We start from the raw sequence: 15,194 nt of genomic DNA on the forward strand, positions 1-15,194 counted from the left end.
TACCCTCACACCCACCCATCAAATTCACCCGCACCTCCTGCCAATCGGGCGGCACTTCTGCCACGACGATTCGTGCTAAAGCCTGTGCTTTTTGCAGATAAGGAAGCACCTGGTACAGCAAATCTAAATTAGAAACAATCAGCGTTTTCGCTTCACTGTGTTGCAACACAAACAGAATATTTTCAATGGTCTGGGTCAGGTCGATGGGCACATCCACCAACCCTGCCAGCAAACAGCCCATATCTGCGATGCAAAATTGACTATCACTATGCATGACAAACGCCACGCGATCGCCCCGCTGGATACCCAGGTCAAGTAACCCCAGTGCAACTTCTTCAGCCACGGTTCTGAAATCAGTATTTGAAAGCGATTGCCAGCGTCGGTTTTGCCACTGATTCAAGGCGTGTGGGTTGGGATAGCGATCGCATCCCTGATCTAATAATGAAGGTAGCGATCGCCCCAGAGTTAGTGCAGCAGAGACATCTGGGGAGCGAGAAAGCGAGTGAGTGTCAATCATAGTTTTTGAAAAGCACAAATTGACGCTTCAGATCACGCTGAAGTGAAGGGTATAGATGGTGTATTTTTATCGTCCCTTACCGGAAATGAACTGGGGTGGAGGAATACTCCCGTTGAAAGGGGTACTGACCCCAAGTCCACAACCGTTTGATTAAGGGGATAGACATCATTGACACGGGCATAGAACGACTGAAGACTGTTGTGAAACAGCCTTAGGAGAGGAGGAAGATTAAATTGTAGAACGAGTGATTTTGAAGGATTGAGAAACAGAGACACAGGCGATCGCCCGATACAGGAGTAGACCTCTTGCAAGCTCTGTCAGTTCTTCAAAATTCACGGTCGATAATGCCAGTGCCAAATGAAGTTAAGGATCGTGGATTTATGAATCTGTGATTCTTTCTGAGAGCGTGACGGCGAAGCCGTCACGCTCTCAGAAAGAATTGGATTTCATTAAGTTTATGACCCTGTGTAAAAATACAAATTTGAAGAAAAACGAGAATGAGGAAGAAATCTCCCTCATCGTTGAAGTCGCGTTTAACTAGCATTGTGAACACTAAATTTTGCAACATGGGGTGTGGGGGCTGCGCCCCCACGCAGGGGTGGAACCCCTGCACCCCGTTGTAAAACTTTGAATTGTGTCTACTAGCAATGAATCAGAAATGCTGTACTCAAGTAACGGGTTTCCCATTTTCGATCTGTCTGAAGCAAATTAAAGGCTGAGAAACAAGTTTCTACAGGGAAGATAAGATCCTTGCGGCTTGACCTCTAATTCATTTCATAAAAAATGGGGTTTAAGAAGCATCTAGACACAAAAAAGAAAGGAGTTGTTGGGAGCTAACTTTTGAGTCCAAGTTACTTCTCTTAGAAGATTTTCAAATTCAAAAGACTGAATTTGAAGCAGGGCTACGGGTTGAATTGACCCAAAAGAGCTAGGTTTTAAGAATACCAAAGGTAGCTCTTTTGCTGTTCATTCAGTATAGCTTCTCTCATTGGAGCGTCTAGGGAAATAATACCAACCATCAACATTTTGCAAGAAAAAGAAACATATTGCCGATGGGTCATCATTATTCCGACTCAGAATTCAATTTTGATTCAAGCGCCAGAATACTTTACTACGTAGACATTTGATGTCTCAGCATAGTTTTTTTGATAATCTTGCATGTCTCTATCTGAGAGTATTCTGAAAAATGCAACAGGAAATTTAGACTAATTTATATATCTTAAATAATGTCTCATGTTGATCTCGTTAGATCAGACGGCACTTAAAACCCATCGATAGAAGATGTGTGACGATGATTTGTGATGAGAGAGGATAATAAGGTCTAAGTTAAGCCAAGTCTTCCCAAATTCTTGTCGTTGCTATCTATTAGCCGCAGTTCTTTGGGCGTTGCTGATTTTGGGGATGAATTTGAATGTGAACCCTTTGGGTTCACATTCAAATTCATCCCGCTATTAAGCAATGCCGTTCTTTGTGGTGTGCTGCGCGGCACACCACAAAAAAGTAATTATATCCAGATGCGAAGCGTTGTCAGGATTGCTTAAAGCTTTAGGACTTTATGCTTGATATCGTGTTGACGTAACCACAATACAGCAATAAAAATGAAAGCCAGAGCAGGCAATGCCGCATAGTTGACCGCAGCCCAACCCAGATGACTCAGGATTTGACCGGATAAGAAAGTGGCGATCGCCACACAGGTAAACGTAATGAAATCGTGGATGGCCTGGGTTTTTGCTTTTTCAGCCGCCGTATAGGTTTGCGTCAGGAGGGTGGTAGACCCGATAAACATAAAGTTCCAGCCAATTCCCAGCAGGGTTAATGCGACCAGGAAATGCTCTACACTGGTTCCCAAAAAATTAACGGCAATACACGCCAGATTCAGCCCGATGCCGCTCATAATCATGGTTAGCACCCCAAACCGCGCAATCAAAAACCCTGTAAAAAAAGATGGGGCAAACATGCCTAAAATGTGCCATTGTAAGACGGTCGCAGCAGCATGAAAAGGATGTTGCATTGACACCATGGTCAGAGGTGTTGCAGTCATCAGCAACACCATGATGCTGTAGCCAACCGTGCTCCCCAGCGCTGCCACGATAAAGACAGACTGCTGCATAATTTGAGGCAGCGATCGCCCCTGTTCCTGCTGTTCGGCTACCGATAGAGGCGGAATATCAATCCCCTGTAACAGCACCAGCGTCACGAGTTGCAAGCCAATAATCGGCACCAGCGAACCGGCAAACAACGCGGTCGAAAACCAGTCTTTTGCCCAATTGGCTAATTGGGGTCCCGTTAGCGCTGCCACCACCCCTCCGGCGATAACCAACGACACTGCCTGTGCCCGAAACGCATCGCTGGCAGCATCGGCAGCAGCAAACCGATAAAATCCGGTAAACCCACTAAAGATACCCATTAAAATGGTTGCTAGACAAAATAAGGGAAAACTTGCAATTAAAACGGCGGCTACCCCCACTCCTGCGCCTACGGTACCAATCAGCGTTCCTGTGACAAACCCCCAACGGCGTCCGAGTCGCCGCATCAGCAATGACGCCGGAATCGTGGTCAGCATAACCGCGACTTGTAGTAATGCCAGAGGTAAGGTTGCCAGAGATTCATCTGCCGTCAGGTTACGTCCAATTAATGCCGCAACGGTAAATAAGACAGATACACTGGTCATAGCTAAGGCTTGGCAAAACGCTAACAAGGCTACATTTCGTTGTTCTCGGTTCATCTGGATTGAGGTTGAATAGATGGCAGCGGCTAAGCGTGTTAGCGGCTAAGGACTGGGAATTAAATAACGTCGATAATTTGTTGTACGGGCGAACAGCCGTTCGCCCCTGCCAAAGATGTAACAGTCGGTCTGATTGAATCCCCGATCCTAAGACTTCCATACTGTAAACCGACCCCCTTAAACCCCGCTCCACCCGACTGGGGGTTTTCCATAGATAAAAGTTTGGGTTTCCATAAGAAAGTTCTAAGGATGCGTTATTTTCTTGGACAAAATCTGAGTTACTATCTTTAACAATAGAGTTTTAACTATGGTTTATCGATACTCGATAGATATTCTTCTAGTCATCTGTCGGTGATGGTTGCAGCGGTTCGCCATTTGTTTGAAATGCTCACTCTGTGGGCGTTTCAAACAAATGACTGACTCATCTAAAACATTACCTGTCTATTGGGTGTCCATTCTCTAAAACCATCCAGATTAATAATGAAACGTCCCTTCAGGGACGTTCAATTTTCCCTAGTTTTCCATCTTGGTTTTAAGGGTCAGTATCCTGTGCTGACTGACTTCTAGCTGTTCTAATTTGCTAAAAGGTCTCTTTAAAATGACTCAGTTGCTTGCACAAACTGCCTGGTTGATTCCACTGTATCCGCTGATAGGAATGGTGCTATCAGCCTTATGGTTTCCGTCGATTACTCGGCTGACAGGCCCTCGTCCAGCCGGTTATGTCAATGCGATCGCGACATTAATTGCCTTATGTCATGCGGTGCTGGCATTTCCGGTACTGTGGCAACAACCGGCAAACTATCTTTATTTCTCCTGGCTTCAGGTTGCTGGGTTGGATTTAACGATTCCGGTTGAAATCTCGTCGCTGACCCTGGGAGCCATCATTCTAGTCACGGGCTTGAATCTTTTGGCGCAGATTTATGCAGTGGGTTATCTAGAAATGGACTGGGGCTGGGCACGGTTTTTCTCGCTCCTGGCAATGTTTGAAGCAGGGATGTGTGCCTTAGTATTGTGCAACTCTCTCTTCTTCGGCTATATTATCCTGGAAATTTTAACGCTAGGCACGTACTTGCTGATTGGTGTTTGGCTGAATCAGTCATTGGTTGTCACCGGAGCACGCGATGCGTTTCTGACCAAACGGGTGGGTGACTTGTTTCTGCTGATGGGGGTGTTGGCAATTTTTCCGTTGACCGGCACCTGGGACTATCGTGAATTAGCAGAATGGGCAGAGACTGCCCAGATCGATCCAACCTTAGCTGCACTGGTAGGATTGGCATTGCTGGCAGGTCCGATGGGTAAGTGCGCGCAGTTTCCGTTGCATTTGTGGCTAGATGAAGCCATGGAGGGTCCCTTCCCCAGCACGATTTTGCGGAATTCAGTTGTCGTCGCTACGGGTGCCTGGGTACTGATTAAATTGCAGCCAGTGTTTGCAATTTCACCTCTAGTGATGACCTGCATGATTACGATTGGTGCTGTCACCGCCTTGGGTGGAACCCTGATTGCGATCGCCCAAATTGATGTCAAACGTGCCCTTTCGTACCTCGTCAGTGCCTACATGGGCTTAGTTTTCATCGCTGTTGGGGTGCAACAAACAGAAGCCGCTTTATTGATTGTGCTTACCCATGCGATCGCCATGGCAACGTTGGTCGCCAGCAGTGGTTCGATTGTGTTGAACTGCATCACCCAGGATTTGACTCAGTTGGGTGGGTTGTGGAGTCGGCGACCGATGACTGGACTATCGTTTATCGTCGGCGCATTGGGGTTGATTGCATTGCCACCCCTGGGCGGATTTTGGGCACTGCTCGAACTGGCAGATGACTTATGGACAACCCATCCTGTATTACTGGGCTTGTTGTTAGTGATTAATGGATTGGTTGCCTTTGGTTTGATTCGGGTATTTGCTTTGATCTTTGGCAATAAACCCACGCAGATGACCGAACGTGCCCCTGAACCCCTCTGGGCAGTTGTCTTGCCGATGGTTGCCCTGGCGGGTTTTACCATGCATGTCCCCATCATTTTACAAACGCTGTCTTTATTACCCAACTGGGCACTGCTGGATAAAGATGTAGCGCTGTTGCTTACCTGGTCAAGTATCGCAGGTCTGAGCCTGGGTGGGTTTATCTACTTCGGCAACACAGTTCAGAAACCAGTTCGTCTTCCCTGGAAGCCTCTACAAGACCTGTTTGCGTACGACTTTTATACGCCCAAACTGTATCGCTCTAGTGTCGTCGGTAGCGTTGACATTGCATCACGGATGACGGATTGGTGCGATCGCTACATCGTCGATGGCTTGGTCAACTTCGTCGGTCTTTCTTCCCTCTTTGGTGGTGAAACGTTGAAGTATGGCAACACTGGACAAACTCAGTTTTATGTCTTCACTATCACGATTGGTATGGTCTTCATCGGCTTGTTGCTGACCTGGTCGTTGCTGGTGTCCTAAGTCCGTATGAATTTGCCCCCCAACCCCCAATTCTGGGGGAGCCGGATTATTCAAAGTCCCCCAGAATTGGGGGATTTAGGGGGCTACTAACGTTGCTGTCGCTCACCGTTCATCCTTGTAATCAGCAACGCCTCATTTTTTACAAGCCGACCTGATCCTTAATGCCTGTATATAGCAAGCAATGTGCAAGTTGATTAAGTAGAGGGGTACAGGGGACACCGCCCCCCGTGGGGGTTTCACCCCCACACCCCCATACTTCACCCAAACGGGTACCGCTATAGTTTTCGTTCTTTATCCTTCGTCCTTTATCCATTGTCCTTCCCATGCTCAGTACTCTGATCTGGTTTCCAATCATTGGTGCAGTGGCGATCGCGCTATTGCCAAAGGCTATTTCCAATCAACACGTACGATTTGCTGCCCTGGCTATTTCTGGTGTGATGGTGCTGTGGTCAATCTGGTTGCTCAGCCAATTTGACCTGAGTAATCCAGGGATGCAATTTCAGGAATATCTTGCCTGGATTCCGACCCTGGGCTTGAACTATCAACTGGGTGCAGATGGTTTGTCGGTGCTGTTGCTGGCACTCAATAGCTTGCTAACCTGGATTGCCATCTTAACCAGTCAGACGGAAACCGAACGCTCTCGATTGTTTTATGCCCTGATTCTGTTTGTCAGTGGGGGGGTGGCAGGTGCCTTTGCCGCCCAAAACCTGCTTCTGTTCTTCTTGTTTTATGAATTAGAGTTAGTTCCTTTCTACTTGCTGATTTCGATCTGGGGCGGTGCCAAGCGAGGCTATGCGGCAATTAAGTTTTTGATTTATACGGCAGTCTCCGGTGCTTTGATTTTGGCAGGATTTTTGGGTCTGGTCTGGCTCACCGGCGCATCTGACTTTTCTTATCAATCACTGATGGGGCAAACCTTGCCGCTATCTTTGCAAGTCATTTTGTTAGGCTGTTTGTTAGTGGGGTTTGGCATCAAAATTCCCCTGGTGCCCTTTCATACCTGGTTGCCGGATACCTATGTAGAAGCATCGACCCCGATCGCCATTCTGTTAGGCGGCATTCTGGCAAAACTAGGAGCTTATGGTTTGTTTCGCTTTTGCCTGGAATTGTTTCCAGAAGCCTGGGCAAAACTGGCTCCGGGTCTAGCTATTTGGGCAGCCATTAGTATTATGTATGGGGCGGTTGCGGCGATCGCCCAAAAAGATATTAAACGCATGGTGGCATACAGTTCCATTGGTCACATGGGCTATATCTTGCTGGCAGCAGCGGCATCAACCAGCCTCAGCCTGGTCGGCGGAGTGTCCCAGATGGTGGCACACGGCTTGATTCTGGCAATTCTGTTTCATCTGGTCGGGTTGATTGAAGCGAAAGTCGGCACTCGCGAATTGGATGTCCTCAATGGTCTGCTCAATCCGGTTCGGGGGTTACCTGCCATCAGTTCCCTGCTCGTTTTAGGGGGGATGGCAAGTGCAGGCATTCCTGGTATGGCAGGCTTCATTGCAGAATTCCTGATCTTCCAGGGTAGCTACGCCACCTTCCCCTTATCGACTCTGCTGGCAGTTGTGGGTACGGGTCTCACTGCCGTCTACTTTGTGATTCTGCTGAATCGTACGTGCTTCGGCAAATTGGATAATGCGACGGCTTACTATCCCAAAGTTCTGCTATCCGAAAAAGCACCATCCTTTATTCTGACTGCGCTCATCATTTTCCTGGGAATTCAACCCACCTGGTTGGTTCGCTGGAGTGAATCAACGACTAACGCAATGGTTGCCCATATTCCGGCGATCGCCACCGAACAAATCGCATTGGTAAAAGATATAGAGGCACGATAAATCGTCTCTCTATCCCCCTTCATCCCTTCATCCCTTCACACCTGTACCTTTTACCCCTTCATCCCTATGTCCACAACCCTATCGCAACCTCAAACCAAAATTCCACCCTCCACTCATCCCTTTGCCGAGATTATTCATCGTCTGGAAGCCGGTGGCTCGATGCTACCCGATACGCCAGAAAATTTAATGCAAATCATTGGGATTTATAAAGCCTATGCGGTGCCAATGGATTTTTATTGGCGGGATTTGCTTTATATTGCCGAGCGTGTCTTTTTAGAACCCTTACCCTTTTTCAAGTACTTCCTGCCCCAAGAGTATTTAGATTTGCCCAATCACTATGCCGGAGATACTGCCGATCTGCGGATTTGGCGCGGTGAAGCAACTGCCCATCCAGAATTATTAGAATTCATGGAAAAGGGTGAACTGAACCAGAAGCTTCCTAAACTGGTGCATCACCTGTGGCACGATCGCATCAATATGGAATTTGCCGAAGCGTGTATGCAAGCTATGTTTTGGCATCGAGGCATGTATACGCCATACAACAAGTTTGATCCATATCTCGATACAGACGAATACAAAGCCAATGCCGATCGCGCCATTCGAGCCTATTTTAAGAATAATCCCGTGATGATGGGGCTGTATAAACTCTTTCCTGATATGTTTCTTGAACAGGTGCGGCAATTGTCGTATTACGCCAACCTGGGCTTGTTTTGGGAAGTCATGGCTCCAGTATTTTTTGAAATGAGTGATATTTATGATGAAGGGGGATTCAAGGGTGTTCCTGATGCCATGAATTTCCTGGTGAATGGGATTTTTGCGATCGCCGGACGACCGATTTACCATCATGTTTATATCGATGGGGAATGCTATGAAATTATCCCCAAATCTAAGGGCTTTACCTGGTTGTATGAAGCAGCGTTACCCTATGTAGAAGCGGTGTTTTATCGGACGGCTCCATTTCGAGGAACAAAATCTTATAACGCTCAAGCCGGACAGGTTCCTGCCGATCAAAAAGACTTTCACTATGGCATTCTCTATGCCGATGTCTTTCCGGTGGGCACGGCTGGCATTCCGCCCACATTGTTGATGCAGGATATGTTGCACTTCTTGCCCCCCTATCTGGTGGAATACTACAAGCAACACTGTCGCGGCGAAGATGATATGTTGATTCAATTGGGCATCACCTTTCAGCGATCGATGTATAACGTCACATCAGCCGTGATTCAGGCGTTACGTGCCGCTTTACTGTATCCACTAGATGATCCAAATCCTGATCATTTGATGGCAAATCGCCAGTTTTTTGAAGCCCAAATGGATCGATTCAAACGTCCTGAAGCCCGTCTGAATGATATCCAAGATCAGGATTATCGTTAGGCTATCGAATGTCTGGTATCGTGCTATACCCAGTGGGATGATGATATGTTGAAAAGCGGCGCACTGCGCCGCTTTTCAACATATTAGATCTGTTTCAAATTAATGTGGGCAAGGGCTTTGCCCCGCCTATACTAACCCCAAAAACTTAAGATGCGATCGCGTTTATTTGAAGCTAATAAAATCCCCGTTTTGCTATAGCGTGGCAGTACCGCACCATAACAAAACGGGGATTTGACTTCTAGTCCCTTTACAGCCATTTTCAATTAGTTAAGCCCCAGATTTTTTGTTGTGTGCCGCGCGGAGCGCGGCACACAACAAAAAATTTAAACATATTCAAGCGCAAAGCGCTGTAAGTGAGAGTTAGGTAGTCAGTAGCTCTGCGGGCAATCGCTTAAACGCTAAGCGTTCGTTTTGCACATCGACAAAGATCGTGTCTCCATCAACAAAGTCGCCGCGTAAGATAGCTTTGGCGATCGCGGTTTCCAGTTCTCGTTGAATGGCTCGTTTCAGCGGACGGGCACCGTATACAGGGTCGTAACCGACTTCGGCAAGGAAGTCGAGGGCACTGTCGGATAACCGGAGCACCATTTTGCGATCGCTCAGACGTTGTTCTAAACGTTTGACTTGCAGTTTGACAATGTTCCGCAGTTCGGACTTGTGCAGGCTATGGAAGATGATAAATTCATCGACACGGTTCAGGAATTCCGGACGGAAATTGGCTCGCATCGCTTCAATCACGCGCGACCGCATTTCTTCGTAGCGGGTATCGTCACCTGCCAGATCTAGAATGTACTGCGAACCAATGTTGCTGGTCATGATGATGATGGTATTTTTGAAATCCACCACGCGCCCCTGAGAATCCGTCACCCGTCCATCATCCAAAATTTGCAGCATGACGTTGAAGACATCGGGGTGTGCCTTTTCGATCTCGTCAAACAGAATCACCGCATAGGGACGCCGCCGAATCGCTTCGGTTAGCTGCCCGCCTTCTTCGTAGCCAACATAGCCGGGAGGCGCACCTATCAGGCGAGATACGGCATGTTTTTCCATGTACTCCGACATGTCAATCCGCACGGTCGCTTCTTCGGTATCAAACAGGTAAGCTGCCAGGGCTTTCGCCAGTTCGGTTTTACCGACCCCCGTCGGACCCAGGAAGATAAAGCTGGCGATCGGACGATTGGGGTCTGCCAGTCCGGCTCGCGATCGCTGGATTGCATCCGCAACCGCTGTGACCGCTTCATGTTGACCAATCACCCGCTGATGCAACTCATCTTCTAGATGCAGCAGTTTTTGCATTTCCGATTCCACCAGCTTGCTGATGGGAATGCCGGTCCATTTAGAAATAATTTCGGCAATGTCAGACTCAGTAACTTCTTCGCGCAAGAGCGATCGCCCACTGGTTTGTGCCTGAGCCAGTTTAGCTTCGGTATCTTCAAGCTGACGTTGCAAATCGGTAAGTTTGCCATAGCGCAACTCTGCCGCCCGGTTGAGGTCATAGTCGCGTTCTGCTTGAGGAATTTCGACATTGACGACCTGATCGATCTGCTCTTTCAAAGCTTTGCGTTGATCTAAAACTGCTTTTTCGGCTTGCCACTGGGCATTCAGTTCACTTTGCCGTTCTTTCAGATCTGCCAGTTCTTTATCCAAACGGTCGAGGCGATCGCGAGAAGCTGGATCAACTTCTTTTTGTAACGATAGCTTCTCCATTTCTAGCTGCAAGATCTTGCGATCGATTTCATCCAACTCTTCCGGCTTCGATGTACTTTCCATCTTCAGCTTCGCGGCGGCTTCATCTACCAGATCAATGGCTTTATCCGGCAGGAAGCGATCGCTAATATAGCGATTAGATAGAGTGGCTGCTGCGACTAACGCGCTATCCGAGATCTTGACGTTGTGGTGAGTTTCGTAGCGATCTTTCAAGCCGCGCAAAATTGAGATCGTATCTTCTACCGTCGGCTGATCGATATAGACTTGTTGGAAGCGACGTTCAAGTGCCGCATCTTTTTCGATATATTTGCGATATTCATCCAGTGTTGTAGCCCCAATACACCGCAGTTCACCCCGCGCTAACATAGGCTTCAACAAGTTTCCGGCATCCATTGCCCCTTGCGTTGCCCCGGCACCCACAACGGTGTGAATTTCGTCGATAAACAGGATGATGCTGCCACGCGAATCTGTGACTTCTTTCAGCACGGCTTTGAGTCGTTCTTCAAACTCACCGCGATACTTGGCTCCAGCAATCAACGCGCCCATATCCAGGGCAATCAATTTACGATCGCGCAGTGATTCGGGTACGTCACCTTTAACGATCCGTTGTGCTAACCCTTCAGCGATCGCTGTTTTACCGACACCCGGTTCACCAATTAAGACTGGATTATTCTTGGTTCGACGAGACAGAATCTGAACCGTCCGACGAATCTCATCGTCTCGACCAATTACCGGGTCTAGTTTACCCTGACGTGCCATTTCTGTTAGATCTCGCCCATATTTCTCTAAGGCTTCGTATTTTCCTTCCGGATTTTGGTCGGTCACTTTCTGATTTCCTCGGACTTGTTCGATCGCTTGTCTCAGTTTACGCTCATCCAGTTTAAATTCCTGAAAAAGCAGCTTGCCGAAGCGATCGTCTTTGCCGTACCCTAACAGCAGATGTTCAATCGAAATGTATTCGTCACCAAATTCTTTGCGAGCCGCTTCAGCCCGATCGAGTAAGGTATCGAGCGATCGCCCTAAATAAACAGAGGTACTGTTGCCTGATACTTTGGGTTGGCGGCTAATAAATTCGTCGGTATAGTCGCGCAACCGTTCTGCACTCGCCCCCAGCTTGTTAAAAATGCTGATGGCTAACCCTTCTTTATCAATCAGCGATCGCATTAAATGTTCACTTTCGATCTGCTGTTGTTGGGCTTGTTTAGCAATATCGGGGGTGCGAGCGATCGCTTCCCAGGCTTTTTCAGTAAATTGGTTGGGGTTAGTGGGTTGCATAAGCGCTATCCATAGGGACTAAAGAGTTACAGTGTTTTTTTACGTTTCGGAGCGTTTCCTGTACGGCAAGCCACAGCCAATAAACGTCTGTAATACATATCTGCAATGTTCTCATTGTAGAAAGGACTGCAAATGACTGAGATCGGTATTCACGTCTCTTTATGGTGATGTTACCGTCCTTTTTTAAAAGTGGATGGAGAAGAATCGAGCATTGCTTAAAAGCAGCAGGAATTTATAGCAGTATGCAAGTTCGTTAAGTACAGAAACGGTGTTGTGGGGCGCTCCGCGCCCCACAACACCGTACTGAATCAACCTGCACAGCGCTATGACATAACCGGATATGGTTAGATTTTTTGTTGTGTGCCGCGCTTCGCGCGGCACACAACAAAAAATCTGTGGCTTAAGCCATTGAAAATGGCTGTAAGGCATGATCTTATTCTTTTGGGTGATGTTCTAAATCAGATCGCCCCTCTAGCATCAACTTATTAGATCTCTCTCAAGGTAAATTATGCAAACCCGACCCTTAGGTAATTCTGACCTACAGCTGACCCCTATTGGCTTTGGAGCCTGGGCAATTGGTGGCAGCGGCTGGCAGTTTGGCTGGGGTGCCCAGGAAGATCAGGACTCGGTTGATGCGATCGCACGGGCACTAGATTTGGGTGTGAACTGGATCGATACGGCTGCGATCTATGGCTTGGGGCATTCGGAAGAAGTGGTAGCACAGGCATTAAAAGGACGCGCCCACCGTCCCTACATCTTCACCAAATGTTCTCTGATCTGGAATGAGAAAGGTGAAATGGGTCGTAGCCTCAAAGCCGCCTCATTGCGCCAGGAAGTAGAAGCCAGCTTGCGTCGGCTTCAGGTGGACGTGATTGACCTTTACCAGATCCATTGGCCCAATCCGGATGCAGATATCGAAGAAGGCTGGAGTACTCTGGCTGAACTCAAGGCAGAAGGAAAAGTTCGGTACATCGGTGTGTCTAACTTTAACGTGGCACAACTCAAACGGGCACAGGCGATCGCCCCTGTAACGTCGCTACAACCGCCCTATTCACTGGTTAAACCCGGTGTCGAAACCGAAATTTTACCCTTCTGTGCAGCCAATAATATCGGCGTTATTGTTTATGCTCCGATGCAATCGGGGTTATTAACCGGGGCAATGACCCGCGAACGAGTCGCAACCCTGCCCGATGACGATTGGCGCAAACGTAGTGACGATTTTATGGAACCGCGCCTATCGCGAAATCTCAAATTAGTTGAACTGTTGCATCAAATCGGGCAAGCGCATGGACGCTCACCGGGAGAAGTAGCGATCGCCTGGACATTGCGACATCCTGCGGTAACAGCAGCCATTGTCGGGGGACGCAATCCCAAACAAGTAGAAGGCATTATTGGGGCGGCTGATTTTCGCTTGAATGAACCGGAATTAAAACAAATCGACAGCTTTTTGCAAGAACATCCGTAACGTTAAGGATCGTGAATCAAATAAAATTCTAGTACAGCAAAACGAAAGGTTTGTAAGGGGTGAAGGGGTGGAACCCCTTCTTGCGGGCTTCGCCCCCACCCCCCATGTTGCAAAATTTGGTGTCTGCAACACTAAGTTAATTAGTTTGTGATCCCAAGCATTTTACGGAACACAACCTTGTCCTCACCTGCTGCATAAAAGTCACGAATCCGTGCCTCTTCCTCATAGCCATGCTGTCTGTAGAATGCTTGTGCCAGATCAAAGCTTGCTAACGTCTCTACCAGCAACATGCGTCCACCCCGCGCTTTCAACGTTTCTTCGACATAGCGCAATAGCTTGCTGCCGTGTCCCTGCCGTTGGTGATCGGGGTGAATTGCGATCAATAGCAGATTCCAGGTTTGATCTGTCATCCGTTCGGGTTCACAGTAAGCCATTCCGATTGCTTCGTCGCCGTTTGGGGCATGGGTAAGCCAGAACCGTTGGGTGTTACTGTTTTGTAGAGCATCACGATCGCCACTATCTGCAAAATAATCCGTCAGCAGGTGATTGACCACCTCCAGTTCAGCTGACTGAAACCCGATCGCCTCAGCGATGGACAGGATCGCAGCCATATCATTGGGCTTGCTCTGTCTAACCATAAGTGATCAGGCGATCGCCAGCACCCGTTCTAATAACCCTTGAAAAATCCCCAGCCCATCCGTGCTACCCAACACTGCATCAGATGCGCGTTCGGGGTGGGGCATCATCCCCATGACATTGCCCTGGCGATTGCAGATCCCGGCAATATTGCTCAGAGAGCCATTAGGATTCGCCGCGTCGGTTACAGCGCCCTCTGGGGTGCAGTAGCGAAATAAAATTTGCTGGTGTGCTTCCAGTGTTGCCAGCGTTTCGGCATCGGCATAATAACACCCTTCCCCGTGGGCAATAGGCAACGTAATCACCTGACCGGGTTGATAGGTTTGTGTCCAGGGCAAATCATGGCGTTCTACCTTGAGCGGAACGCGATCGCAGATAAAGTGCAAATCTCGATTGCGCACCAGGGCACCCGGCAATAACCCCGCCTCGGTCAACACCTGAAAGCCATTGCAGATGCCCAAGACAAACTTACCCTGATTGGCATGGTCAATCGTCGCTTTTAGCGCCGGTGAAAACCGAGCGATCGCCCCACAGCGCAAATAGTCGCCATAGCTAAACCCGCCCGGAAGAATCACCACATCCAGGTCAGACAAATCGCTTTCTTCATGCCAGACCATACGAGTGGGCTGCTGTAATAGATCGCGTGTGACCATGGCGACATCGCGATCGCAGTTAGAACCGGGGAAGACGATAATACCGAATTTCATAACGTATTGGGGATAGTGAGCGACCCGAAACCTGAGCTGTTGAAGATTGTCATCCGGCAATACGGCACGACGACCCTCAACCTGAAATCCTACACAATGGCAACCGTACTTTCGGTTAGTTCAAATCGATAATTTTCAATCACCGGATTGGCAAGCAGTTGATCGCAAATCTGATCGACCTGTTGGCGGGCGATCGCTTCACTGTCAGCGGTCAAGGTCAATTCCATATATTTGCCAATGCGAACCTGGCTAACATTGTCATAGCCCAGATTTTTTAACCCCGATTGGACGGCTGTGCCTGCCGGGTCAAGTACGGAAGGGCGCAAGGTCACATAAACACGGACATGATAGGTTTGAGACACAGCTTTCTCTTGAACGTCACAGGTTTTATTGTATAGCAACCACCCTAAGGTCTGTTTTAAAAGTTGTTTTTTCGTACGCGAAGCGCACGAAAAAACAACCCTTTAGGTAAGTTTTAAAACACGCCCTAAAACTTAGGAATGGGAATTAAATAAC

Annotated in this window: 10 protein-coding genes; 4 read left to right on the top strand and 6 right to left on the bottom strand. The window is 48.2% G+C overall.

All coding sequences use genetic code 11. From position 1 onward, the window contains the following. Both ACR6Z4_RS17250 and ACR6Z4_RS17255 read right to left on the bottom strand, forming a co-directional pair. Positions 1-517: AMP-binding protein (locus tag ACR6Z4_RS17250; RefSeq protein ID WP_479718541.1), on the bottom strand; the 517-nt coding region annotated here is incomplete at its 3' end. Positions 518-2,054: 1,537 nt separating this feature from the next. Continuing rightward, positions 2,055-3,242, bottom strand: a complete 1,188-nt coding sequence (locus tag ACR6Z4_RS17255; protein ID WP_479718542.1) for an MFS transporter — start codon at positions 3,240-3,242, stop codon at positions 2,055-2,057. A gap of 598 nt (positions 3,243-3,840) precedes the next feature. On the opposite strand from ACR6Z4_RS17255, the gene ACR6Z4_RS17260 reads away from it, so the two are divergent. From ACR6Z4_RS17260 to ACR6Z4_RS17270, 3 genes are all read left to right on the top strand, one after another. Continuing rightward, positions 3,841-5,682: an NAD(P)H-quinone oxidoreductase subunit F gene (locus ACR6Z4_RS17260; RefSeq protein WP_479718543.1), complete on the top strand. Its 1,842-nt coding sequence runs from the start codon at positions 3,841-3,843 to the stop codon at positions 5,680-5,682. 323 nt (positions 5,683-6,005) lie between these two features. After that, positions 6,006-7,514 carry an NADH-quinone oxidoreductase subunit M gene (locus tag ACR6Z4_RS17265; protein ID WP_479718544.1) on the top strand — a complete coding sequence of 503 codons (1,509 nt, stop codon included), beginning with the start codon at positions 6,006-6,008 and terminating at the stop codon, positions 7,512-7,514. Positions 7,515-7,580: 66 nt separating this feature from the next. Continuing rightward, complete coding sequence (locus ACR6Z4_RS17270; RefSeq protein ID WP_479718545.1) at positions 7,581-8,888, top strand: CO2 hydration protein; 1,308 nt, start codon at positions 7,581-7,583, stop codon at positions 8,886-8,888. Positions 8,889-9,248: 360 nt separating this feature from the next. Here the strand turns inward: ACR6Z4_RS17270 and clpB are convergent, their stop codons facing one another. Beyond that, positions 9,249-11,870 carry an ATP-dependent chaperone ClpB gene (clpB, locus tag ACR6Z4_RS17275; protein WP_479718546.1) on the bottom strand — a complete coding sequence of 874 codons (2,622 nt, stop codon included), beginning with the start codon at positions 11,868-11,870 and terminating at the stop codon, positions 9,249-9,251. 508 nt (positions 11,871-12,378) lie between these two features. Between clpB and ACR6Z4_RS17280 the strand changes: the two genes are divergently transcribed. Continuing rightward, the gene (locus ACR6Z4_RS17280) at positions 12,379-13,335 is read left to right on the top strand and encodes an aldo/keto reductase (RefSeq protein ID WP_479718547.1); all 957 of its coding nucleotides are present in this window, start codon (positions 12,379-12,381) and stop codon (positions 13,333-13,335) included. A 140-nt stretch (positions 13,336-13,475) separates the two neighbouring features. Here ACR6Z4_RS17280 and ACR6Z4_RS17285 read toward each other — a convergent pair whose 3' ends face one another. The 3 genes from ACR6Z4_RS17285 to purS all read right to left on the bottom strand — a co-directional run bounded on the left by ACR6Z4_RS17285 (position 13,476) and on the right by purS (position 15,040). Continuing rightward, positions 13,476-13,973, bottom strand: a complete 498-nt coding sequence (locus tag ACR6Z4_RS17285; protein WP_479718548.1) for a GNAT family N-acetyltransferase — start codon at positions 13,971-13,973, stop codon at positions 13,476-13,478. A 6-nt stretch (positions 13,974-13,979) separates the two neighbouring features. After that, positions 13,980-14,678, bottom strand: a complete 699-nt coding sequence (purQ, locus tag ACR6Z4_RS17290; RefSeq protein WP_479718549.1) for a phosphoribosylformylglycinamidine synthase subunit PurQ — start codon at positions 14,676-14,678, stop codon at positions 13,980-13,982. Positions 14,679-14,767: 89 nt separating this feature from the next. After that, complete coding sequence (gene purS / locus ACR6Z4_RS17295) at positions 14,768-15,040, bottom strand: phosphoribosylformylglycinamidine synthase subunit PurS (RefSeq protein ID WP_479718550.1); 273 nt, start codon at positions 15,038-15,040, stop codon at positions 14,768-14,770. Between the last annotated feature and the right edge of the window lie 154 nt (positions 15,041-15,194).

It is taken from the genome of Calyptranema fuscum S582, assembly GCF_055793305.1.